This is a genomic window from Marinobacter daepoensis DSM 16072 (assembly GCF_000421165.1).
Taxonomy (GTDB): domain Bacteria; phylum Pseudomonadota; class Gammaproteobacteria; order Pseudomonadales; family Oleiphilaceae; genus Marinobacter; species Marinobacter daepoensis.
Genome location: NZ_ATWI01000009.1, coordinates 585,172 through 608,249 on the forward strand (window position 1 = coordinate 585,172; position 23,078 = coordinate 608,249).

Sequence of the window (23,078 nt, forward strand, 5' to 3'; positions counted from 1 at the left end):
GGTAACGGTTGGCCTCAGAGAACACCCGAGGCCTTGAGCGCGTCTTCCACTTCACCGTGGAACTTTTCACTGAGCAGTGTCAGCGGCAGACGGATACCTTCACCGATCATGCCCATGCGGAACAACGCCCATTTTACCGGAATCGGGTTCGCTTCAAGGAACAGCTTCCGGTTCAGGGGCATCAGCAGCTCATTCAACCGACGAGTTTCTTCCTCGTTGCCCGCAACAGCCGCTTCACAAAGCTGGGCCATTGATTTGGGAGCAACGTTGGCGGTCACCGACACGTTTCCTTTTGCGCCTGCCAGCATGAGATCTGCCGCCGTCGCATCGTCGCCCGAATAAACCGCCAGGCGGCCATTCAGTGCTTCAATCAGCTCGGTGCCCCGGGGGATGTTTCCGGTCGCATCCTTGATACCGATAATGTTCGGGATGTCAGCCAGACGGACCACGGTTTCATTCAACATATCGCAGGCGGTACGGCCCGGTACGTTGTAGAGAATCTGATTCATCCCCGGAACCGCTTCGGCAATCGCCTTGAAATGCTGGTACAAGCCTTCCTGAGTAGGTTTGTTGTAGTACGGCACCACGAGCAGACAGGCATCTGCACCAGCTTTCTGCGCTTCGGTGGTCAGCCAGATGGCTTCACGCGTACTATTACCACCTGTGCCGGCAATGACGGGAATCCGACCGTCCACGCGTTTTATGATATGCCCGATGGTCCGGATATGTTCTTCCGGATCAAGGGTTGCGGATTCGCCGGTGGTACCCACGGCCACAATGCCATGCGTGCCGTTGTCAATATGGAAGTCCACCAGTTTGTCCAGCTCCTCCCAGTGAATGTCACCGTTTGGATGCATGGGCGTGACCAGTGCGACAAGGCTACCCGTAATCATAAAAGCTCCGTCCAGATAAAACCGATATGGTAATGTTGGGCTCGAACTGACACAAGGGAATTAAAGGAGATGTCATGTCATCCGCAGCATTGAATCAACCCGTGCCCGATTTTCAGGCAGAAGCAACCGGCGATCAAACGGTCCAGTTGTCCAACCTGAAGGGCCGGAACATCGTTATCTACTTCTACCCAAAAGACAACACACCCGGGTGCACAACGGAAGGCCAGGACTTCCGCGACCGGATGGACGCCTTCAGCGCTCTGGATACCGACATCTTCGGCGTCTCCCGAGACGGCCTGAAAGCCCACGAGAACTTCCGGGCCAAGCACGACTTCCGCTTCCATCTGATTACAGACAAAGAGGAAACACTGTGCAAGCTGTTCGATGTCATCAAGCTTAAGAAGCTCTATGGCAAGGAACACCTGGGGATTGAGCGCAGCACCTTCCTGATCGACAAGGAAGGCGTTCTGCGCAAGGAATGGCGCGGCGTGAAGGTCAAAGGCCACGCCGACGAGGTGCTGGAGGCCGTCAAAACCCTGTAACGACCTCGTTTACTCGCCAGTGGCTGGTGCTGGGGGCATATCCTTCACCGGCCATGCCGCAAAAACCGCTTTGAGCATGGTTGCCAGCGGGATGGCAAAGAACACCCCCCACAAGCCCCAGATACCACCGAAGAACAACACCGCCACAATAATGGCCACGGGGTGCAGGTTATTCACTTCCGAGAACAGAATAGGAACCAGAACGTTCCCATCCAGCGCCTGAATAACGCCATAGACCACCATCACCCAGATGAAGTGACTCCCCCACCCGAAGGCAAACAACGCGATCACCGCAACCGGAATCGTGACAACCGCCGCACCGATGTAGGGAATCACCACACTGAGCCCTACCAGCAAGGACAGCAGCGCGGCGTAGGGCATCCCCAGAAACTTGAAGGCAACATAAGTCACACCGCCCACAATGAGAATTTCGACCGCCTTTCCCCGGACATAATTGGCACACTGGAGATTCACTTCATGCCAGATTCTGACCATCATCGGTCTCTGGGGCGGCAACAGATGGGCAATCGAGTTAACCAGCACCTGACGATCTTTCAGGAAGAAAAAGACCAGTATCGGCACAAGCACCATGTATATCAGCAATGCCACAAGATCCGGGATGCTCGACAGCGAGAACGAAACCAGCCACTGAGTCAGATGGCCCACCTCCTGAGAAATCTGCTGGTACATGGTATTGACCGTTTCCACAGACACCAGATGAGGATACTCTTCGGGCAAAACCTCCAGATAGGACTGCAACTCCCGAATAATTCTCGGCGCCTCGCCCGCCAGGTTACTGAGCTGGGTCCAGATCAACGGCAGCAAACCAAAGATGAACCCGACAAGCACACCCAGAAACACCACGAACACACCGATTACGGCAAAGAGCTCCGGCACGCCCAGGCGATTGAGCTTGGCAACCAGCCCCTGAAGAATAAACGCGACAATCAGCGAGGCGATGGCTGGAGCCAGCATGGCCCCGAACCAGATGATGAAGACCGTTCCGGCCACCAGAAGCAGGAACAGGATAACGGCTTCTTCGTCTGAAAAATATTTGTGGGCTAGACCACGCAGAATTCTGACCATGAATGACTCCGGAAATTAACCGCCGCACTTTATCACGAAACGGTACTCCCCATTACTCTCCGATTGGCTGACAAGAGTATGGGACGATAGCGCAAGCCACGCCGGGATATCCCGTTTCGAACCTGTGTCGGTGGCCACCACCTCCAGCTCCTGCCCGGGAGCCATGGCATTGAGTTCCAGCTTCGTTTTCAGAAGCGGCATGGGACAACGCAAACCGGTCGCATCCAGGGTTTTGTCAGACATATTCAGCCGTTACCATTACGTTTAATACAGTAATCAGGCACGCATTATGCCGCTGGTGTTACTCTATTGCATCACAAGAGTTGGTAATGCTCCTGAGAACTTGCCGGGAGCCGCCTTGTCAAACGGGCAATCTGGATTCAGGGTACTTTCAGACACATGAACCTCCATCGCAACAACCGCCATCGCTCCTGGGCCAGAGCTCTGCTTCTGTCGCTCCTGATGGCACCCGCGCTCCCGACCGCCTACGCCCAGTCGTCCGATCTCCCGAGCATCGGAGGCAGTGGCGGGCTCATTTCCGGACAACTGGAAGCCGATATCGGACAACAGGTGATGTCCTCCATCCGGCGCTCAGCACCGCAGCTGCAGGACCCTCTGGTCTATGATTACCTGAGTTCGATCATCTATCGCCTCGTCCCCTCCGCCCCTCTGGATAACCGGGACCTGAAGCTGGTTATCATCGACAGCCCGGCCATTAACGCCTTCGCCGTACCAGGAGGGGTTGTTGGCGTTAACGGCGGCCTGTTCCTGAACGCCACCACGGAACAGCAATTTGCCTCTGTACTGGCCCACGAACTGGCTCACCTGAGCCAACGGCATTTTGCCCGCCGAATGCAACAGCAGGAAACCAGCGCACCACTTACCCTGGCCGGCATGATCGCCGGCATCGTACTGTCTGCAGTTACTCAATCCGACATTGGCATTGCCGCCATCGCAGGCACCCAGGCACTGACCGTACAGAACATGCTGGCTTACAGCCGGGCGCATGAGCAGGAAGCCGACCGGGTCGGTATGGACATTCTGGCCAGCGCAGGAATGGACCCCCGCGGCATGCCGGAAATGTTTGAAATCATGATGCGCCAGAACCGGCTACAAGGGAACCGGCTTCCGGAATACCTTTCGACTCACCCCCTGACACAGAATCGGGTGGCCGACAGCCGCAACCGGGCGGAGCAATACCCCGACACCAAAATCCAGGATGGGCAGGAATATCACCTTGTCCGCAGCCGCCTCCAGGTGCATTACAGCAAGTCACCGGAGAAAGCAGCAGAGACCTTTGAGAACTATCTCAACCAGGAAGAGACGCAGCACAACGATGCCATTCGCTATGGACTGGCCGTAGCCTATCACCAGAGCCGCCGTTATCAGGATGCTGAACAGCTGCTGAGAAAACTTCTGGAAGCCAATCCCGGGCGCATTACTCTTCAGGTTTCACTGGCCGAAACACTGATCAGCCAGAAACGATACAGCGATGCCAGAAACCTGCTGACGCAGGCCCTGGCGCGAAACCCGGGCAACTACCCGATAACCGTAACGCTGGCTGCCACGGAACTGGCTGACGGCAATGGCGCAACGGCCTCCGACTATCTGCGGGAACTCACTCGACGCCTGCCCGGCCAGGAGCAACTCTGGCTCAGACTGGCAGAAGCCGAAGGCGTGGCAAGAAATATTGTTGGCGTGCATCGGGCAAGAGCCGAATACGATGTACTGATGGGTGACCTGAAATCCGCCCAGCGCCAACTGCGCCAGGCTCAGGAGAAGCTGCCCGCCGGGTCTGCCGAGCGGCAGGTGGTCAGCGAGCGCCTTGGAGAACTCACCAACCGGCTTCAGGCACGCGAAGCCGGTTGATCAGGCGCTCAGGCGTTGCCCGCCGCCTTGAGGTTCATATTGGCCGTAAAGTCCAGCATTCGCCGCAGCGGGCGCAATGCATCCTCTCGCAAGCCCTCATCCACCAGCACCTCCTGATCCCCTGATTCAAGAACCTGAAGCAGGTTCTCCAGGCCATTCATGGCCATCCAGGGGCAGTGAGCACAGCTGCGACAGGTAGCTCCGTTGCCAGCCGTGGGCGCCTCAATCAACGTCTTGCTCGGCGCCAGTTGCTGCATCTTGTAGAAAATACCGTTGTCGGTAGCAACAATGAACTCGTCGTTCGGCAACGTCTGCACGGCGTGGATCAACTGGGAGGTTGAACCAATCACATCGGCCATCTGAACCACCGCATCAGGTGATTCCGGATGCACCAGAACCGCCGCATCCGGATACAGAGCCTTGAGATCTTCCAGCCCCCGGAATTTGAACTCCTCATGCACGATGCAGGAGCCATCCCAAAGCAGGACATCCGCCCCCGTGGTCTTTTGGACATAGCCCCCCAGATGCTTATCCGGCGCCCACAGGATTTTCTCCCCTTTCGCATCCAGATGCTCAACGATGGCCTGGGCACAGCTGGAGGTCACGACCCAGTCAGCGCGAGCTTTCACCGCCGCTGAGGTATTGGCGTAAACCACCACCGTGCGGTCCGGGTGCTGATCACAGAAGGCGGAGAATTCATCTGCCGGGCAACCAATATCCAGGGAACACGTAGCTTCGAGCGTTGGCATCAACACCCGCTTCTCCGGATTAAGGATCTTTGCCGTCTCCCCCATGAAACGAACCCCTGCCACAACGACAGTCGATGCCGGGTGCTGGTTACCAAAGCGCGCCATCTCCAGTGAGTCGGCCACACAGCCGCCGGTTTCTTCAGCCAGTCGCTGAATATCCGGGTCGGTGTAGTAGTGCGCAACCAGAACGGCATCCTTCTCCTTCAGAGCCACCTTGATCCTGGCCTCCAGCTCTGCTTTTTCGGAGGCGCTCAGGGGTTTGGGTTCCGCCGCGTGGGCGAGATGTTCCTGAACCAGAATGCGGTCTTGCGCTTTAGTCATCGTTTATTCTCTGATTGACGTTCACGGCCAGAGTATACCACTTCTGCCTTTTGATTCATGGCCGTGAAACCTATCTGTGATAGGCCACGGGACGGTTTTCATTCTGCCACCACCATTGGGTTTTTGAAGGCAAAAAAAAAGAGCCTTTCGGCTCTTTTTTTCGCAAACCCTATTGCTTGGCCTGCCTTATTGGTGGGTCGTGAAGGATTCGAACCTTCGACCAATTGGTTAAAAGCCAACTGCTCTACCAACTGAGCTAACGACCCATAACTGTATGCTGGCTTTTCATCCAGCGAGCCCCGCCAAAACGGCTACTCTGAATTTGGTGGGTCGTGAAGGATTCGAACCTTCGACCAATTGGTTAAAAGCCAACTGCTCTACCAACTGAGCTAACGACCCAAACGAGGCGCACATATTACTGATATTTTTTTGGTGATCAACCCCTTTTTTTGGGGTGAGCCAATTTTTTTTATCAATCGGTCAAGATGTAGGCAACCTGACCAAAATCCAGTCAACCCTGATTGGACTCCAGGTATTTCTTTGCAAGATCTGCCGCCCCTGACTTCGGATACTGCTGAACCACCATGTTCATCCGCCGCCGGGCCTCACTTTTCTCACCAAGCTTATCCAATGTTACCCCAAGCTTGTAGACCGCATCTGGCGCTTTTCGGTGATCCGCATACCGAGTCGATACGATAGTAAAAGCCTGCTGAGCCTGCTCCAGCTGCGGCTTGGCCAGGTATACCTCTCCCAACCAGTAGTAGGCATTGACCGTCAGATCCCCTTCCGGGTATTTGTCGACAAACTCGTATAGCTGCGTGATGGCCGAGTCAAAGTCCTTTTTGTTGCGAATCAGGTCAATGATCTGATTGTAGCGCTCCTGCTCTTCAGCTTCCGGAGAACGATACACCCGGGCCGGAGTCAGCCGCCCGCCGTTACCGTCCGCGCTTTCGGAATCTGGCTGACCGGCCGCTGCCTCCCGGTTTTCAATGGATTTGGAAAGCTCCAGTATCCGCTGATCCAGATCAACGTAACGATCCCTTCCCTGCTGCTGCAGGCGGGTAATCTGATGTTCCTGCCCCTCAACCTTGCCCCGAAGGTCTCTGACCTCTCGCTGCAACTGCTGAATCATGTAGAACAGCTCCGCCGTTGCCTGACTGTTTCCAGCCTTGCGCTGGGCTTCGGAGCTCGTGTTCTGATAGGCAGGTGTGGACGACTGTGCCTGGGTAACTCCCGCCAGGCCAATGCCCAGCGGGAGAAGCACGGCCGCCATGAGTTGTTTTCTCATGGAAACGTCCGTCCGTTCGGTTTTACGGGAACACCAGCTCTACGCGACGGTTCTGAGCATGTGCACTCTCGGTTCCACCACGCACAGCCGGCTTTTCTTCACCATAGCTGATGGTTTCAATCTGGCCACGGGAAACGCCGTTTACAATCAGGAAGCGTTGTACGGCATTGGCACGACGCTCACCCAGAGCCAGGTTGTACTCTTTGGTGCCACGCTCATCCGCATGACCTTCCAGACGCACCTGACTGCGCGGGTTGTCGGCCAGGTAACGGGCATGGGCTACCAACACATCACGGGTGTCTGGCTTGATTTCAGACGTATCGAAATCAAAGTAGAAAACCGTAATGTCACGCAGTGCTTGCTGCTCCGCTTGCTCCTGAGCTGCCTGACGCTCTTCATCGGTCAGACCTGAACTGGAAATCCCGGAACCGTCATCGCCACCGTACACGGTGGAGCCACCGTCCTGATCGATGGCCGCTACGTCGGAGCCGTAACCTCCCTCATCAACCGTTTCACCTGTGGAGCTACAACCCGCAACCAGACCTGCGGACAGGAGCATGGCAAATGCTTTGGCAGATACAGACGTCTTCATCATATTACTTCCTCTTTTTCAGCTCTTGGTTTTAATGAATGGGTTCAGTACGTACCTATCGGGTGACCGGACCCCAGGCCGGCTCCCGCACCTCTCCTTCCGAGGCCGGGAGACTGTATGCCGCGCCGCCGTCTGCAGACACCACGGTTAACACTCCTTCCCCCTCCTGCCGTGTTGCATAAATCAGCAACCGGCCATTCGGAGACACACTGGGCGACTCATCCGAGCCAGTGCGCGTAATCACAGACTCCTCACCATTTTCCAGATTCATTCTGGCAATGTGAAACGACCGGTCACGCTGATGAACGTAGTACACGTAGTCACCCGTCGGGCTCGGTCGCGGCCGGGCGTTATAGCGACTTCCGAAGGTAATCCGACGCGGTTCGGCGCCCGGGCGTTCCATATGATAAATCTGAGGGCCACCGGACCGATCCGACGTAAAGTAGATGCCACGATCAGAATGATCCCACGCCGCTTCGGTATCAATGGCCCAATGATTGGTCAACCGGCTCAGCTTTCCGCTGGCCAGATCCTTGCTATAGATTTCGGCATTGCCATCACGGGACAACGTCATTAACAGGGAACGGCCATCGGCTGACCAGGCCGGTGCCGAATTAAGCCCCGGCAAGTCCGACACTTTCTGGCGCTCACCTGTGGCCAGTTCATGGACAAAAATCACCGGTTTTCCCGTCTCAAACGAGACATACGCGAGCTTCTTGCCATCAGGAGACCATGCCGGTGACAGAATCGGCTCACGGCTTTCAAGGCGAATCTTGGCACGCTTTCCGTCGACATCACTGACCTGAAGGCGGTAGCGCGTCTGATCGCCCTGCCCGCTCACGGTTATATAGGCCAGCTTGGTTGAGAAGACACCCTCAACTCCGGTGATAGCCTCATAAACCCGGTCACTGATGTGATGCGCCAGCGAACGCACGTTGCCGGCGGGCGCTGCAGCCGTTTCTCCCAGCACCCGTTTCTCCTGATTGACATCAAACAGCTCATAGCGGGCCTGAACCCGGTCGCCATTGCGGGTAAGCTGGCCCACGAGCACGTACCGCTGCCCAAGAAGCCGCCAATCCCGGAAGTAGACTTCTGAACGCTCCGACGGGAGGCTCAGCATTCTGGATGGCTCGAGGGGACGGAATTCACCGCTCATGGTCAGGTCCGATTGCACCACGCTGCTGACCTTATCGCCCGCCGGCATGCTGCCGCTTTCAGCAAAAGGCACTACGGCAATCGGAATCGCCGAACTTGCGCCCTCCGTAATTCGGATCAGAAGCTCCGCCCGAGCGCCCGACGGCAATGTCAGCATCAGGGCCAGCCACACAATGGCCGGGGTTTTGAGTATTCGGTCAAGACAAAACTTTCTGTCTGTCATAAGCATCATCAGCCTTATCGCCGCATTTTCTTGGGATTGAACTCAATCGTGAACTGGCGGAAATAACGCTCAAAGGTGTCACGATTCTCCGGAATGGGGTAGCGATTCAAAGATCGGACCGCACTCAGTGCCGAGTTGTCAAACGCCGTGTTCCCGCTCCCACTGATCAACTTAACGCCAACCAACTCTCCTGTCGGCAACAGGGTAATCTGTAATCTGGCGGTCATGTTTTCCGTGGCCGAAGACGGCGGATACCAGGCCTGGCTAAGCCGTTCACGAATCAAGGCCTGATACTTCTCACTTTCGCTCAGCATCTGCGCTTCCCGGGCACGCGCGGCAGCAGCTTCTTGCTGCTTGCGAGCTTCGGCTTCGCGGTCCTGGCTCGCCTGTTCGGCCAAAGCTTCTAACTGCTGCTCCCTAAGCCGCCGCTCTGCTTCCAGGCGTTTCTTTTCCGCCTCTTTCTTGCGAGCCTCTTCTTCCCTTCGCTCCTGCTCAGCGGCCTCTTTGCGACGCTGCTCTTCCTGGCGCCGTTTTTCTTCCTCAGCCCGGCGCTTCACCTCTTCCTGCTTGCGACGCTCTTCTTCCGCTTTCTGCCGCTCACGTTCTTTGGCTTCAGCCTCGGCCTTCTGGCGGGCAGCCTCTCGCTCCCGGGCCTGCTTTTCAGCCAACTCCTGTGCCTGCGCCTCTTGTCGGCGACGCTCTTCCTCTCGGCGCTGAGCTTCTTCCTGCGCCTTTTTCTCGGCTTCCTTCCGGGCTTTCTCTTCCTGAACCCGTTGGCGCTCCTGAGCTTCCGCCTGCTTTCGCTCCCGATCCTTGTCCGGCTGATCTTTTTCCTCAACCACGGGTGAAGGCCGGGGCTCCGGGCTTATCAACCTGGCCGAGATACTTCTGGGCTCAGGTTCGGGAGGCGTACTCCAGGACCACCCCGCCAGGGCGACCCCGAACACCAACAGATGCAAAGCCACAGAGACCGCAACCGGCGATTTCAGTGGTGCCTTTCCCGAGCTGAGGATGTCCCGCTTGTGACCTTTCAAAATGTCACCACCATCCTGTTACTGGTTATCATTCGGTGCGTCGGTTATCAGTCCAATACCGGTTGCGCCTGCCGCCTGAAGTTCTGCCATCAGGCGCACAACCACCCCATAGTCGACGTATTCATCCCCTCGCACCAGCACTTCGCCATTGGTTCTCTGTGACAGAATCTTTGCCACCTGATTCCGCACTTCGTCGAGCGCCATCGGTTCGCTGGCATCATCCCCGACTTCAAGAAAGTATGCGCCGTTACTGTCGACTGACACGGTAATGGATTCTACGTCCTTATCCTGCTGAATCGGATCAGAGGTGGTTTCCGGCAAATCCACTTTCACGCCCTGCGTCAGCATGGGCGCAGTCACCATGAAAATCACCAGAAGCACCAGCATCACATCAATGTAAGGGACCACGTTGATCTCAGACATTGGCTTACGCCGCTGCTGAGGCATCATTCCCATACCTTTCCTCACGCTAACCTCCTGTCACAGCCAGCCACTTACGCTGCGGTTTGCTCACTGTTATGGACCCGGCGGTGCAGGATGCTGGAAAACTCCTCTGCGAACGTTTCATAGTTCTTGAGCAAAGCATCAGACATGGCGGAAAACCGGTTGTAGGCAATAACCGCCGGGATCGCTGCAAACAAACCCATAGCGGTCGCAATCAGAGCTTCTGAAATCCCTGGAGCAACCGTAGCAAGCGTCGCCTGCTGAACCTGAGCCAGCCCCCGGAATGAGTTCATAATCCCCCAAACCGTACCAAACAGGCCCACATACGGACTGGTTGACCCGACGGTTGCCAGAAATGGAAGATGGGTCTCCAGTCGCTCCTGCTCTCGGGAAAATGCCACCCGCATGGCCCGCTGAGTCCCTTCCATGACGGCATCGGCGTCACGACTTTGCTGACGCAAGCGGGAGAATTCTTTGAACCCGGCACGAAACACCGCCTCCATGCCTGAGAACGGCGTGGGCTCTGCACTCACCTCTTTGTAGAGTTGACCGAGATCCATACCGGACCAGAACCGGTCCTCGAACTCCAGTTGTGCTTGCCGAGCTTTTCTGAAGACCTGCAGGCGCTGGAAAATCAGCGCCCAGGAAACGACCGATGCGAGCATCAGCAACAGCATGACCAGCTGTACCAATATCCCGGCGTTTGAAATCAGGTGCCAGACTGACAGTTCCGCTTCCACTGTTTACTCCCAAGTAGCTTTATATTTTTCAATAGATTATGAGAACTTCTTAAGAACATCCTGCATGTTTTCCGGGAAGCGCCTGGGCTTTCCGGTGTCCAGAGCAACACAGGCAACCCGCACGTCTGCTTCGCACAGCAGCTCTCGGCCACTGGCCCGGTATACGCATTGCCGGAATCCCATCCAAACCCGGGAAGCGCCCACCAACTCCGCCGTAACCAGCAGCTCATCATCCAACCTGGCTGGCACCCGGTAATGCAGATTCATTTTCTGAACCACGTAACTGATGTTGTCTTCAAGACCCGCCCGAAGGCCCACGCCCTGATGCCTCACCCACTCCGTTCTGGCGCGCTCCATGTAATGCAAATATTTTGCATGGAAGACAATACCACCGGCGTCTGTATCCTCAATATACACACGAATAGGTAGCTCAAGAATCCCGATATCAGGAGATTCACTCAAAAGAATCATCCTCCCGACCAGACTTTGGCCCGACAACACCAAAATGCTGATAAGCGTTCGATGTCACCATACGCCCCCGGGGTGTCCGCACCATGAACCCTTGCTGTATCAGGAATGGCTCCAGCACATCTTCGATGGTGCCCCGCTCCTCACTGATTGCTGCCGCCAGACTTTCCACTCCGACCGGGCCGCCATCAAATTTCTCAATCATGGCAAGCAACAGGCGACGATCCATATGATCGAACCCCTGATTGTCTACTTTCAGCATGTTCAGGGCCTGATCCGCAATCTCAGCAGTAATCCGGCCATTTGACCGCACTTCCGCGTAATCCCTCACCCTCCGAAGCAACCGGTTGGCGATCCGCGGCGTCCCCCGGGACCGACGGGCAATCTCAAAGGCGCCAGCCTCTTCGATCTCGACCGACGACAGGCGTGCAGAGCGGGCGATGATATGAGTGAGATCCTGATGATTGTAGAACTCCAGACGCTGAACGATGCCAAAACGATCCCTGAGGGGGGATGTCAGGAGTCCCGCACGGGTGGTGGCTCCCACCAACGTGAAAGGCGGCAGATCCAGCTTGATAGACCGTGCCGCCGGCCCTTCCCCGATCATGATATCCAGCTGATAGTCTTCCATGGCGGGATAAAGCACCTCTTCCACGGCAGCACTCAGGCGATGAATCTCATCAATAAACAGCACATCACCTTCTTCCAGGTTCGTGAGCATAGCGGCGAGGTCCCCCGCCTTTTCCAGAACCGGGCCGGACGTGGTCTTGATAGCCACCCCCATCTCATTGGCAATGATGTTTGCCAGCGTTGTTTTACCAAGACCTGGCGGGCCGAAAATAAGAACATGATCCAGGGCTTCCTGACGGCCCCGCGCGGCAGAGATAAAAATCTCCATCTGTTCGCGCACGGTGGGCTGACCAACATACTCAGAGAGCAGCGTCGGACGAATGGCCCGATCCTGCACTTCCTCATACTCTCCGGCCTTGGCCGATATCAGTCGGTCTGATTCAATCATGTCATTATCCGATTACGGGGGATAAACAACGTGCCCATTGGTTGCCCCGGATGGTCAGGTTGCCCCAATTGTACAAAGGGTCTGTTGCGAGTCACGTTACGCTCTATACACATTGGTGTCATAGTGCACGCGCCCTCAACTGATACAAAAACGCCGGGGGTTACCCGGCGGGAATCATGTTCTTCAAGGCAAGGCGAATCAGTGTCTCCCGGCTCATGTCTGGCTCGGCGATTTTTCCGATGGCTTTCGACGCTTCCTGCGGCTTGTACCCCAACGCAATGAGCGCCGCCTCCGCCTCCTCTCTCGGATCGTCTGCCCCGGCGGCAGGAACGGCCGTATCCAGAGCCGCCCCGGATTCCGAAGCCAAAGGCACGAACTGCCCTTCCAACTGCCCGATGCGGTCCGTCATCTCAATCAGCAATCGCTCAGCCGTTTTCTTGCCAATGCCCGGCAATTTAACCAGGGAGTTTGCATCCCTCGCTTCGATGCATCGGATGAACTGACGGGCATCGAGCCCCGACAGAATACCCACCGCCAGCTTTGGCCCCACCCCGTTCACCTTGATCAGCAGCCGGAAAAGGTCCCTGTCCAGGCGGGAGGCAAACCCAAACAGGCTCTGGGCATCCTCACGGACAACAAAATGAGTATGAAGGGTAACTTCCTGCCCAACCTCCGGCAGATTAAAAAACGTGGTGTAGGGAATGTCAGTTTCATACCCCAGACCCGCGCACTCCACCAGCGCCTGCCCGGGAGACTTCTCAATCAGCATCCCACGGATTCGACCAATCAAATGGACTCTCCTGTCTTGGCATCCAGCCGTTTATGGTTGGCGCACGCGCCCGCTTCTTACCCGACCCCCGGTTCGGGCCACTCGTAAGACACTTTGATTCATATGGGCATGGCAAAGCGCAATGGCCAGTGCATCCGCTGCATCCGCCTGAGGCTTTCGGGACAGGCTCAGAAGTGCCTGCACCATATGCTGCACCTGAGATTTATCGGCGCCACCTGTGCCAACAACGGCTTGCTTGACCTGGCGGGCGGAATACTCATGCACTGCCAGGCCACTGTTGGCGGCGCTGACAATCGCAGCTCCCCTGGCCTGGCCCAGCTTGAGTGCGGAGTCCGGGTTCCGGGCCATGAACACCTGTTCGATGGCAAATTCTTCCGGGCGATACTCGCCGATCAGCAACGCCAGACTGTGAAAAATAGTCTGAAGGCGCTCTGCCATGGGTTTCTCACCAACGCGAATACAGCCACTGTCGAGGTACTCCATAGTGCGCCCTTCGGCACGAATGATGCCGTACCCGGTAATACGGGAACCCGGGTCCACGCCCATGATGATGGCCATCAGCGCGGCCGCCTCTCAACTGGCAAGGTCAAACTAAAGGGACTCCATGATGTCGGCAGAAATCTCTGCGTTGTGATAGACGTTCTGCACGTCATCCAGATCTTCCAGAAGATCAATCAACTTGAGAAAGGTCTCTGCACCCTCACGATCAAGCTCCGCAGTGGTGGATGGCACCATAGTGACCTCCGCGTTGTCTGGCACAAAACCTGCTGCCACCAGCGAGTCTTTTACATCCAGATACTCGTCAGGGGTGGTCACGATTTCATACGAGCCATCATCCTGCACCTGAAGATCGTCTGCCCCGGCGTCAAGTGCTGACTCCATCAGTTGGTCACCGTCGGTGTCGGGCCCATAGCTGATGATGCCCTGCCGGCTGAAAAGATAGGCAACGGAACCCTCTGTACCGAGATTGCCACCGAACTTGCTGAAGGCATGACGCACCTCAGCCACCGTACGATTCCGGTTATCGGTCATCGCTTCCACGAACACGGCGACGCCGCCATGGCCGTAACCTTCGTACGTGAGTTCTTCGTAGTTGCTGTCATCGCCACCACCAGCGCCGCGCTCAATGGCTCGCTCAATGGTGTCTTTTTTCATGTTTGCGGTCAGGGCCTTATCGACCACCGCACGCAAACGGGGATTATCATTGGGATCGCCACCGCCCATGCGGGCAGCAACAGTAAGCTCGCGGATCAGCTTGGTAAAAATCTTACCACGCTTTGCATCCTGGGCCGCTTTGCGGTGCTTGATATTGGCCCATTTGCTGTGTCCAGCCATTATCAATACTCCTGACGGTTACCGGAGCGCCCCCTGGACGCTCCGGCAATCGGATTTACGACTTGTCTTCTGCCTTGTTGCCGTCAACGGCTTTTGCAGATCGACGAAGGCGGATATGCAACTCTTTCAGCTGCTTCTCGTCTACTTCGCCCGGCGCCTGAGTCATCAGACAGGTGGCACTCTGGGTTTTCGGGAAAGCAATGACGTCACGGATAGACGATGAGCCGGTCATCAGCATCACCAGTCGATCCAGACCAAAAGCCAGGCCGCCATGAGGGGGGCAGCCGAACTTCAGAGCGTCCAGCAGGAAGCCAAATTTGGCACGCGCCTCTTCCTCACCAATGCCCAGAATACGGAACACCGCTTCCTGCATTTTTTCATCGTGGATACGGATAGACCCACCGCCCAGCTCGGTGCCATTCAACACCATGTCATAGGCACGGGACAACGCATTTGCCGGGTCTGACGCCAGTTCTTCGGGGCTGCAGGACGGCGCCGTAAACGGATGGTGAATCGCCGTCAGCCCGCCATCAGGCAGCTCTTCAAACATCGGGAAGTCAACCACCCACAGCGGTGCCCACTCAGAGGTCAGCATGTTGAGATCGTGCCCGACTTTGATCCGCAAGGCGCCCAGCGCCTCATTGACCACCGACGCCTTGTCGGCACCGAAGAACACGAGGTCGCCATCCTCAGCGCCTACCCGCTCCATGATTGCCAGTGCAACGTCACCACCCAGGAACTTCACAATGGGTGACTGCAGGCCGTCGACACCCTTGGCAAGCTCATTGACCTTGATGTAGGCGAGCCCCTTTGCACCGTAGATACCAACAAACTTGGTGTAGTCATCAATCTGCTTACGGGTCAGCTCAGCCCCTTTAGGCACACGCAGCGCAGCGACACGCCCTTTCGGGTCCTGAGCCGGGCCGGCGAAGACTTTGAAGTCCACACTTTCAACCAGATCACCAACGTCCTGCAGCTCCAGGGGAATCCGAAGATCAGGCTTGTCGCTGCCATAGCGCTGCATGGCTTCTGAATACGGCATACGGGGGAATTCAGGCAGCTCCACATCCAGGACATCCTTGAACAGAGCGCGAACCATGTCTTCATTCAGCTCCATCAGCGCCTGTTCATCGATGAACGACGCCTCGATATCCACCTGCGTGAACTCCGGCTGACGATCAGCGCGCAGATCTTCGTCCCGGAAGCACTTGGCAATCTGGTAGTAACGATCGACACCAGAGACCATCAGCATCTGCTTGAACAGCTGCGGAGACTGCGGCAAAGCAAAAAAGGAACCTTCGTGGGTACGGCTCGGCACCAGGTAATCACGGGCGCCTTCCGGCGTTGCGCGAGTAAGAATCGGAGTTTCAACGTCCATGAAACCGCGGCTATCCAGGAAGTTACGAATGTAACTGGTCACGCGGGAGCGGAACCGGAGGCGATTGATCATTTCCGGGCGGCGCAGGTCCACAAAACGATAACGCAGACGCACATCCTCACCCACGTCCACATGCTCATCCAGCGGGAACGGAGGGGTGGCAGCCGCGTTCAGAATCACGACCTCTTTGCCCAACAACTCCACCTGACCGGTGGGCATGTTGTTATTCTCGGTTCCAGCCGGGCGACGACGAACTCGGCCGGTGACCTTGATAACAAATTCGCTGCGGACTTTCTCTGCCAGGGCAAAGCTTTCGGGGGTGTCTGGATCTACAACCACCTGAGACAAGCCATCCCGATCTCGCAGATCCAGGAAGATTACCCCACCGTGATCGCGGCGGCGATGTACCCATCCGCAGAGTGTCACTTCCTGATCGATGTGGGATTCGTTGATCCCACCGCAATAATGGCTGCGCATACCGGTTCCCGTTGTTTCTGAATGTGTTCGCGTTAAATCAAAGCGTTAGAGCTGATTCTGTCAGCCCTCGCAAAAAGACGATGGCCGTGGCCGAAAAGCCGCCCATTATAAACACAATGACACTGAAAATCAGGCGTCTCAGAGCACAAATGGTACTCAGGCGCCTCTCCCGGGATGACTATCAAAAACCCCGGGGCTAAAATGCATGGTTTGACCGAAGCATGGAGTTACACGTTGGCCACCAGAGCGGAACAGAAGCTGAGGACCCGTCGCGCGCTGATGGACGCTGCCCTCGCCCAATTGAGCGCAGACCGCGGGTTTGGCAGCCTGAGCCTGAGGGAAGTTGCCCGGGAAGCAGGCATCGCGCCCACCTCGTTCTACCGCCATTTCTCGGAGCTTGATGAACTTGGCCTTGCCCTGGTGGATGAAGGCGGTGTCGCGCTTCGCCAGCTCATGCGGCAGGCCCGCAAGCGGATTGCCCGGGACGGCAGCGCCATCTCCACCTCGGTGGATACATTTATGGAATATCTTGGCAACAACGCCAACCTGTTCCGCCTCATGCTGAGGGAGCGCACCGGGGTATCAAAGCCTTTTCGAACAGCGGTCAAAGCCGAAATCGATCACTTCGTAACCGAACTGGCCGACGACCTGGTTCGATTTGCTGATGAACAGAACAAATCGCTGACAGAGGCGCGATTGGTGGCAGAGGCTATGGTAACGCTGGTCTTCAACCAGGGAGCTGAAGCCCTCGACGCTACCCCAAAAGAGCGGGACGAGCTCAAACTTAAACTAAAAACCGAGCTGAGAATGATCCTGGTAGGCTCGCAGACCCTGGCCCGGTGGCAACAGGGCCAGGAGTAAAGCAATCTCAGGCCAGCGAATCCAACAGCGCCTGAAACTTCGCAGCAACGCCGGCCAGCTGCCCGGCCTCATAAGAGACCGGAGGCTGCATGCCCCAGACGGGGCCCGGCCAGGCCGGGTCACCCTCAAAGCGAACAATGTGATGCAGATGAAGTTGCGGCACCATGTTCCCCAGCGCCGCCACATTCATCTTATCTCCCGAAAACAGCGCCATCATCCCCTCGCTCAGAGCAGAGGACTCTGCCAGTAACCGCTGCTGCTGTTGCTGATCCAGTTCGTAGATCTCCCGAACGCCAGGCACTCTGGGCACCAGAATCACCCAGGGCCAGGTGCTGTCGTTCATCAGCAGAACCTCACACAAGCGACTTTCGCCCAGCTTGTGAGTGTCGGCGGCTAACCGTTCGTGGAGCTGAAACATCACTTGCGCTCCTCAGACCTCAGTCGGCCGAATGAAACTGATTGCGGCCACGACCAATGGCGTAGTAGATCAGGCCGTGACGATCCAGCATCTCTGGCTCGTAGAGGTTCCGGCCATCAAACACCACCGGTTCATTCAGGGCGGTCGCAACCGCATCAAAGTCCGGCGAACGGAACTCTTTCCACTCTGTACAGATCACCAGAACATCGGCCCCTTTCAGCGCCTGCTCTTTCGTACCACACAGCGTCAGATCGTCGCGGTCACCATAAATGCGCTGAGTCTCCTCCATTGCCTCCGGGTCAAAAGCCTGGACACTCGCACCGGCACGCCAGAGACTCTCCATCAATGTACGGGAAGACGCCTCCCGCATATCATCGGTATTAGGCTTGAAGGACAGCCCCCACAACGCGACAACCTTGCCCTCAAGGTTGCCCTGGAAGTAATGAGACACCTTGTCAAACAGCACATGTTTCTGTGCGTAGTTGACAGCCTCAACGGCATTCAGCAACTTGGAATCGTAGTCACAGGCACGCGCAGTACGCGCCAGAGCCTGCACATCCTTCGGGAAACAGGAACCGCCGTAACCACAACCGGGATAGATAAAGTGGTAACCAATACGCGGGTCGGAACCGATCCCACGGCGCACTTCTTCAATATCAGCGCCCAGACGTTCCGCCAGGTTGGCCACTTCATTCATGAAGCTGATTTTGGTGGCCAGCAGGGCATTAGCCGCATACTTGGTCAGCTCTGCGGAACGGATGTCCATGAAAATCATCCGGTCGTGATTGCGGTTAAACGGGTAGTAGACTTCCCGCAACAGCTCCGCCGCGCGCTCGCTTTCTGTGCCTACAACAATCCGGTCCGGCTTCATGAAGTCGTTGATGGCCGCCCCTTCCTTCAGGAATTCCGGGTTGGACACCACATCAAAATCCAGCTCCAGACCACGCTGATCCAACTGAGCACGGACCGCAGCTTTCACCTTGTCGCCGGTACCCACGGGCACAGTGGATTTATCCACCACCACCTTGTAATCATCCATGTACTGACCAATGGACTTCGCCACCGCCAGCACGTACTGCAAGTCGGCAGAGCCGTCCTCATCCGGCGGTGTACCCACGGCAATGAACTGCAACGTGCCGTGCCTGACCGCTTCTTCAGTATCGGTGGTAAACGCCAGACGACCCGCTTCCACTGTGTGTTTTACAATATTGTCCAGGCCCGGCTCATAGATAGGAATCTGGCCATTCTTGAGTTTTTCGATCTTGCCCTGATCGACATCCATGCAAAGTACGTTATGCCCGACATCCGCCAGACAAGCTCCGGTAACAAGGCCAACGTACCCGGTTCCAAAAATCGTGATTTTCATGCAATTCTTCCCGAAAAGATGTAACAAAAATGGTCAGTGAGCAGACTTTTTCTGCAGCCAGATTTTTTCCCAGGCCAACGCGGTACGGACGATGGTATTGAGGTCATCGTAATCCGGCTGCCAGCCCAGAATGTTTTTGATTTTTGTATTGTCGGCCATCAGCGCAGCCGGATCGCCAGCCCGGCGGCCGGTTTCCTGCACAGGGAACGCCGCACCAGACTCAGACTTCACCACATCAATTACTTCACGCACAGTGAAACCACGGCCATAGCCGCAGTTCAGCACCTCAGACTGCCCGCCATTGGCCATATAATCCAACGCCATCACGTGCGCCTTGGCCAGATCCTCAACGTGAATGTAATCGCGGATGCACGTGCCGTCCCGGGTTTCGTAATCGGTCCCGAACACACTCATACCATCCCGCTGGCCGGTCACGCACTCACAGGCGACCTTGATCAGGTGAGTTGCCTCAGGTGTCGACTGCCCCAGCAGCCCATCGGGATTGGCGCCCGCCACGTTGAAATACCGGAGAATCACATAATTGAGCTTTGAGGCCGCGGCCAGATCCATGATCATCCGCTCGCTCATCATTTTGGAAGCGCCGTACGGATTGATGGGGGCCAGAGGCATATCCTCAGTCAACACCGTCTCATCGGGCATGCCGTAGACGGCCGCCGTCGAGGAGAACACCATGTAAGGAATATCGTATTTTTCGACCGCCTTGAGCAAGTTCAGCGTGTTCCGCGTGTTATTGCCGTAATACTTCAGTGGGTTGGCCACCGACTCCGGCACCACAATATTCGCCGCAAAATGAAGCACCGCATCAAAGCTATGGGAAGCGAATACGGCATCCAACGCCTGCTCGTCCGCCAGATCACCCACCACAAGCTCACCGGCGGTCACCGCCCAGCGGTAGCCGGTGGACAGATTGTCATAGACAACAATGTCATGCCCTGCCTGCGCCAGTTGCCGGACAACATGGCTGCCAATATAACCGGCACCGCCGGTAACGAGAACGTTCATGTCAGATAGTCACTCCTTCCCTGATAACTGTTGGCGCCGCTGCCGGATCTCGTGCCGGCGGCGACTGAAAAATTCGCTGATGATCTTGCCGCACTGTTCGGCGAGGATACCCGAAACCGGCTCTACAGCCCAGTTCAGGTGCGGTTCTTCAAGAGTTTTCCGAGCAGATTCAACAGCCCCGGCTTTTGGTTCCGGCGCGCCATACACCAAACGACTGATGCGACTGTGGACGATGGCCCCCACACACATGGTACAGGGCTCCAGAGTCACATACAGCGTGGCGCCGGACAGCCTGTAATTCCCAACCCTCGCAGCAGCATCACGCAATGCCCGGATTTCGGCATGGGCGGTCGGGTCGCACCCACTGATCGGCGCATTAAACCCGGCACCGACTTCCTTGCCGTCAAGCACCACCACAGCCCCTACCGGCACCTCATCGCGTAGTGCCGCCTCGGCGGCCAGAGCCAGGGCGCGATTCATCCAGTACTCGTCAATATTACGGCAGGGATCAGTGCTCAAAGAAGGCTTCCAGTCGGGCCACAGGTCAGTTGCTCATTAAACCTGTACCATCATATCAAATCCTGCCCCGGTTTTACCGCCTCTCAATGCATACTCGACACCCAGAACACGGAAAAGCCATACCGGAGATTCCAATAAAAAAAGGGGGCCATTATCAGGCCCCCCCTTGCTGATCAAACCGGAATACCACCGGCCCGGACAGGCTCAGAACTTGTACAGCAGGCCCGTGCTCACATGGCTCATACCCGCGTCGTAGAAACGGATATCCGACTCCGATTCCATCAGGGCGACGGATGCGATTCCGCTCAGGCGGTTCACACCGAACAGCTTGTGCCAGTACACACTGGCTCCCAGGCCATACTCATCCGAATTCGCCCTGTCCGAGAAAACCGGATTGTCATCGCTGTAACGGGTGGTGCCCGCGAACGCGTTCGCCGTCAGCGACCAGCGCTCCCGATGCAGACCATAGGTGAGCTTGAACAGGTAGCGATCGAAACTGACGGCCTCTCCATCAAGGTCGCCATTGCTGTATACCACCTCGGGGCGTAATCCCTGATTCGGCGCAATCGCCCAATCGTAGGAGAAACGGAACTGGTGAACCGTCCCGTTGCGGTCCAGCAAAGCACGCTCCCGCGCATCAAGCCCGAGGCTCTCCCCGCTTTTTTCCCGGTCCAGATCCAGTTCCTGGTAGGTATAACCGGCATTGAAACCCGATCCCCAGATCTGATCCCAGGCCAGACGCACCCCATCCATCGTCATGTCGGTGTCATCACGGTCACCGTTTTGATAAGGATCACTCCAGGTTTCAGCATCTTTGGTATTGAACACGTAGGAAAGCGCCACGATGCCCTTCCCGTCCACCTCCTGCCGCACACCGAATTGCTGGGTGAAATCGTAGCGGATTGCGTCCTGGAGAAGGTTCCCCAGAAACACCTGAGTCCGGGTTTCCGCAAACGTGTAACGCAAATCCAGACCACCAACGGCATGAACAGCATTCCGGTCATCCGGCCCCCCGCCCAGACCGCCATGGGTTTCATGGTCGTCGTCTGGCCCCTGGAAAAAGTTACTTTGATAGTCGGTATAGCCGACACCCCCCATCACATAGCCGGAAAACCCCGACTCCTGGGGAATCCTGACCACCTCAGCGTGAGCCGAGGCTCCGCTGAGTACCGCCAGTGTTATCAATGAGAATCTACGCATCTGACCTCCGGAAAGTATCCATAATCGGATTTAAACCTGCTGCATCAGGCCAACTCATCCGGGCCAACCCGGACGACCAGCTTCCCGAAATTCTTTCCTTCAAGAAGATCCCGAAGCCCTTCCGGAGCGGCTTCAAGGCCGTCAATAATCTGCTCCAGATACTCAATCTTTCCTTCAGCAACCCAACGGGCCATTTCCTCGGCGAACTCTTCATAACGATGCCCGTAGTCATCGAAAATGATGAAGCCCTGAACCTTGACTCTCCGGGTCTGCAAAATAGACCAGGCCATATCCAGATGGTCCGGGCCTTCCGGCAAATCCACCGCGTTGTACCCTGAGACTGTGCCGCACAAAGGAATGCGGGCGCGGAAGTTAAGCAAAGGCAACACCGCCCGGAACACCGCGCCACCCACGTTCTCAAAGTAGATATCAATGCCCTTCGGGCAGGCTTCTGCCAGCTTTTGGGCAAAGTCCGGGTCGCGGTGATCCAGAGCCACATCCACCCCCATGGCCTCCAGGTGCTGCCGCTTCTGCTCCCCACCTGCGATCGCGACGACCCGGCACCCCATAATCTTGCCAATCTGAGCCACCGTCGCCCCCACCGGGCCGGTGGCAGCGGCCACCACCAGAGTCTCTCCCGGCTCCGGCTGGCCAATGTCTTTCAGCCCCATGTAAGCGGTAAACCCAGGCATTCCCAAGACGCCCAGCGCGTGGGAAACCGGCCCGAGCTCCGGGTTCAGCTTGAACAGCATGGAACCATCAGACACACCGTAATCCTGCCAGCCAACGGTATAACTGACGACCCAGTCCCCTGCCTGATAATCCGGATGCCGGGAAGCAACCACCCGGTTAACCGTGCCCCCCACCATCACCTCGCCTATCGCCACCGGCTCGGCGTAGGATTTCGCATCACTCATGCGCCCGCGCATGTACGGATCAAGGCTCAGATAAACCGTGCGAAGCAACAGCTGCCCTTCCTCAATCTGAGGCACGGAATCAAGTTTCAGGTGAAAGTTATCCTTTCCCGGCGCTCCGGCCGGACGCGAAGCGAGAGTCAGTTGACGGTTTTGGGTGCCGTTCTGTGTCATGAGCGTTCAATCCTCGTTAGGTACTGGAAGTATTCAGACTGCATAGCGCACGGACAACCAATAAGTACACTATACGGTGCAGTGTATTTCGTGACACAAAACGGAGTAAATAAGTGGAAATAACCAGATCAGGAATTTTTTGCTTGCCAGAAACACCAAACCCGGCCTGAGGCCGGGTTTGGTGTTGGGGAGTCAAATGGA

25 protein-coding genes and 2 tRNA genes are annotated in these 23,078 nt (G+C 56.6%); 3 read left to right on the plus strand and 24 right to left on the minus strand.

Annotated features, from left to right (window positions below; genetic code table 11):
• Positions 1–14: 14 nt before the first annotated feature.
• Complete coding sequence (gene dapA, locus K325_RS0108190) at positions 15–893, minus strand: 4-hydroxy-tetrahydrodipicolinate synthase (protein ID WP_029653782.1); 879 nt, start codon at positions 891–893, stop codon at positions 15–17.
• 74 nt (positions 894–967) lie between these two features.
• Here dapA and K325_RS0108195 point away from each other — a divergent pair, with 74 nt between their 5' ends.
• Complete coding sequence (locus K325_RS0108195) at positions 968–1,435, plus strand: peroxiredoxin (protein ID WP_029653783.1); 468 nt, start codon at positions 968–970, stop codon at positions 1,433–1,435.
• A 9-nt stretch (positions 1,436–1,444) separates the two neighbouring features.
• On the opposite strand, the gene K325_RS0108200 is transcribed toward K325_RS0108195, so the two are convergent.
• A complete protein-coding gene (locus K325_RS0108200; RefSeq protein WP_029653784.1) occupies positions 1,445–2,521 on the minus strand; it encodes an AI-2E family transporter in 1,077 nt (358 codons plus the stop codon).
• Positions 2,522–2,536: 15 nt separating this feature from the next.
• Positions 2,537–2,764 carry a sulfurtransferase TusA family protein gene (locus K325_RS0108205; RefSeq protein ID WP_029653785.1) on the minus strand — a complete coding sequence of 76 codons (228 nt, stop codon included), beginning with the start codon at positions 2,762–2,764 and terminating at the stop codon, positions 2,537–2,539.
• Between the two features lie 156 nt (positions 2,765–2,920).
• Between K325_RS0108205 and K325_RS0108210 the strand changes: the two genes are divergently transcribed.
• The gene (locus tag K325_RS0108210; protein ID WP_029653786.1) at positions 2,921–4,390 is read left to right on the plus strand and encodes a M48 family metalloprotease; all 1,470 of its coding nucleotides are present in this window, start codon (positions 2,921–2,923) and stop codon (positions 4,388–4,390) included.
• A gap of 8 nt (positions 4,391–4,398) precedes the next feature.
• On the opposite strand, the gene nadA is transcribed toward K325_RS0108210, so the two are convergent.
• The 15 genes from nadA to aspS form a co-directional block, all read right to left on the minus strand.
• On the minus strand, positions 4,399–5,460 hold the full coding sequence (nadA, locus tag K325_RS0108215; protein WP_029653787.1) for a quinolinate synthase NadA: 1,062 nt from the start codon (positions 5,458–5,460) through the stop codon (positions 4,399–4,401).
• Positions 5,461–5,650: 190 nt separating this feature from the next.
• Positions 5,651–5,726: transfer RNA gene (locus K325_RS0108220), tRNA-Lys, on the minus strand.
• 57 nt (positions 5,727–5,783) lie between these two features.
• Positions 5,784–5,859, minus strand: a tRNA-Lys gene (locus tag K325_RS0108225).
• Between the two features lie 112 nt (positions 5,860–5,971).
• Complete coding sequence (gene ybgF, locus K325_RS0108230; protein ID WP_029653788.1) at positions 5,972–6,748, minus strand: tol-pal system protein YbgF; 777 nt, start codon at positions 6,746–6,748, stop codon at positions 5,972–5,974.
• A 22-nt stretch (positions 6,749–6,770) separates the two neighbouring features.
• Complete coding sequence (gene pal, locus K325_RS0108235; protein WP_029653789.1) at positions 6,771–7,340, minus strand: peptidoglycan-associated lipoprotein Pal; 570 nt, start codon at positions 7,338–7,340, stop codon at positions 6,771–6,773.
• Between the two features lie 55 nt (positions 7,341–7,395).
• Positions 7,396–8,652: a Tol-Pal system beta propeller repeat protein TolB gene (gene tolB / locus K325_RS0108240; RefSeq protein WP_228128434.1), complete on the minus strand. Its 1,257-nt coding sequence runs from the start codon at positions 8,650–8,652 to the stop codon at positions 7,396–7,398.
• Between the two features lie 80 nt (positions 8,653–8,732).
• Entirely contained in the window at positions 8,733–9,752 is a 1,020-nt protein-coding gene (gene tolA / locus K325_RS0108245) for a cell envelope integrity protein TolA (RefSeq protein ID WP_084694194.1), read from the minus strand.
• Positions 9,753–9,770: 18 nt separating this feature from the next.
• Positions 9,771–10,202, minus strand: coding sequence for a protein TolR (gene tolR, locus K325_RS0108250; RefSeq protein ID WP_029653792.1), 432 nt, complete (start codon positions 10,200–10,202; stop codon positions 9,771–9,773).
• A gap of 44 nt (positions 10,203–10,246) precedes the next feature.
• Positions 10,247–10,936, minus strand: a complete 690-nt coding sequence (gene tolQ / locus K325_RS0108255; protein ID WP_029653793.1) for a protein TolQ — start codon at positions 10,934–10,936, stop codon at positions 10,247–10,249.
• A 36-nt stretch (positions 10,937–10,972) separates the two neighbouring features.
• Positions 10,973–11,398, minus strand: a complete 426-nt coding sequence (ybgC, locus tag K325_RS0108260; protein WP_029653794.1) for a tol-pal system-associated acyl-CoA thioesterase — start codon at positions 11,396–11,398, stop codon at positions 10,973–10,975.
• Entirely contained in the window at positions 11,391–12,422 is a 1,032-nt protein-coding gene (gene ruvB / locus K325_RS0108265; protein ID WP_029653795.1) for a Holliday junction branch migration DNA helicase RuvB, read from the minus strand. The genes ybgC and ruvB overlap by 8 nt, the downstream gene beginning before the upstream one ends.
• Before the next feature lie 160 nt (positions 12,423–12,582).
• Positions 12,583–13,212, minus strand: a complete 630-nt coding sequence (ruvA, locus tag K325_RS0108270; RefSeq protein ID WP_029653796.1) for a Holliday junction branch migration protein RuvA — start codon at positions 13,210–13,212, stop codon at positions 12,583–12,585.
• Between the two features lie 30 nt (positions 13,213–13,242).
• Positions 13,243–13,770, minus strand: coding sequence for a crossover junction endodeoxyribonuclease RuvC (ruvC, locus tag K325_RS0108275; RefSeq protein WP_029653797.1), 528 nt, complete (start codon positions 13,768–13,770; stop codon positions 13,243–13,245).
• 33 nt (positions 13,771–13,803) lie between these two features.
• Positions 13,804–14,547: a YebC/PmpR family DNA-binding transcriptional regulator gene (locus tag K325_RS0108280; RefSeq protein WP_029653798.1), complete on the minus strand. Its 744-nt coding sequence runs from the start codon at positions 14,545–14,547 to the stop codon at positions 13,804–13,806.
• 55 nt (positions 14,548–14,602) lie between these two features.
• Positions 14,603–16,402 carry an aspartate--tRNA ligase gene (gene aspS, locus K325_RS0108285; protein WP_029653799.1) on the minus strand — a complete coding sequence of 600 codons (1,800 nt, stop codon included), beginning with the start codon at positions 16,400–16,402 and terminating at the stop codon, positions 14,603–14,605.
• Between the two features lie 234 nt (positions 16,403–16,636).
• On the opposite strand from aspS, the gene fabR reads away from it, so the two are divergent.
• Complete coding sequence (gene fabR, locus K325_RS0108290; RefSeq protein WP_029653800.1) at positions 16,637–17,263, plus strand: HTH-type transcriptional repressor FabR; 627 nt, start codon at positions 16,637–16,639, stop codon at positions 17,261–17,263.
• A gap of 7 nt (positions 17,264–17,270) precedes the next feature.
• On the opposite strand, the gene K325_RS0108295 is transcribed toward fabR, so the two are convergent.
• The 6 genes from K325_RS0108295 to K325_RS0108320 form a co-directional block, all read right to left on the minus strand.
• Entirely contained in the window at positions 17,271–17,681 is a 411-nt protein-coding gene (locus K325_RS0108295) for an HIT domain-containing protein (protein ID WP_029653801.1), read from the minus strand.
• Between the two features lie 19 nt (positions 17,682–17,700).
• Positions 17,701–19,047 carry a UDP-glucose dehydrogenase family protein gene (locus K325_RS0108300; protein ID WP_029653802.1) on the minus strand — a complete coding sequence of 449 codons (1,347 nt, stop codon included), beginning with the start codon at positions 19,045–19,047 and terminating at the stop codon, positions 17,701–17,703.
• A gap of 33 nt (positions 19,048–19,080) precedes the next feature.
• On the minus strand, positions 19,081–20,070 hold the full coding sequence (gene galE / locus K325_RS0108305) for a UDP-glucose 4-epimerase GalE (protein ID WP_029653803.1): 990 nt from the start codon (positions 20,068–20,070) through the stop codon (positions 19,081–19,083).
• 9 nt (positions 20,071–20,079) lie between these two features.
• Positions 20,080–20,589, minus strand: coding sequence for a tRNA adenosine(34) deaminase TadA (tadA, locus tag K325_RS0108310; protein ID WP_265596843.1), 510 nt, complete (start codon positions 20,587–20,589; stop codon positions 20,080–20,082).
• A 204-nt stretch (positions 20,590–20,793) separates the two neighbouring features.
• Positions 20,794–21,789, minus strand: coding sequence for a DUF2860 family protein (locus tag K325_RS0108315; RefSeq protein ID WP_029653805.1), 996 nt, complete (start codon positions 21,787–21,789; stop codon positions 20,794–20,796).
• 44 nt (positions 21,790–21,833) lie between these two features.
• The gene (locus K325_RS0108320) at positions 21,834–22,877 is read right to left on the minus strand and encodes an NADP-dependent oxidoreductase (protein WP_029653806.1); all 1,044 of its coding nucleotides are present in this window, start codon (positions 22,875–22,877) and stop codon (positions 21,834–21,836) included.
• Between the last annotated feature and the right edge of the window lie 201 nt (positions 22,878–23,078).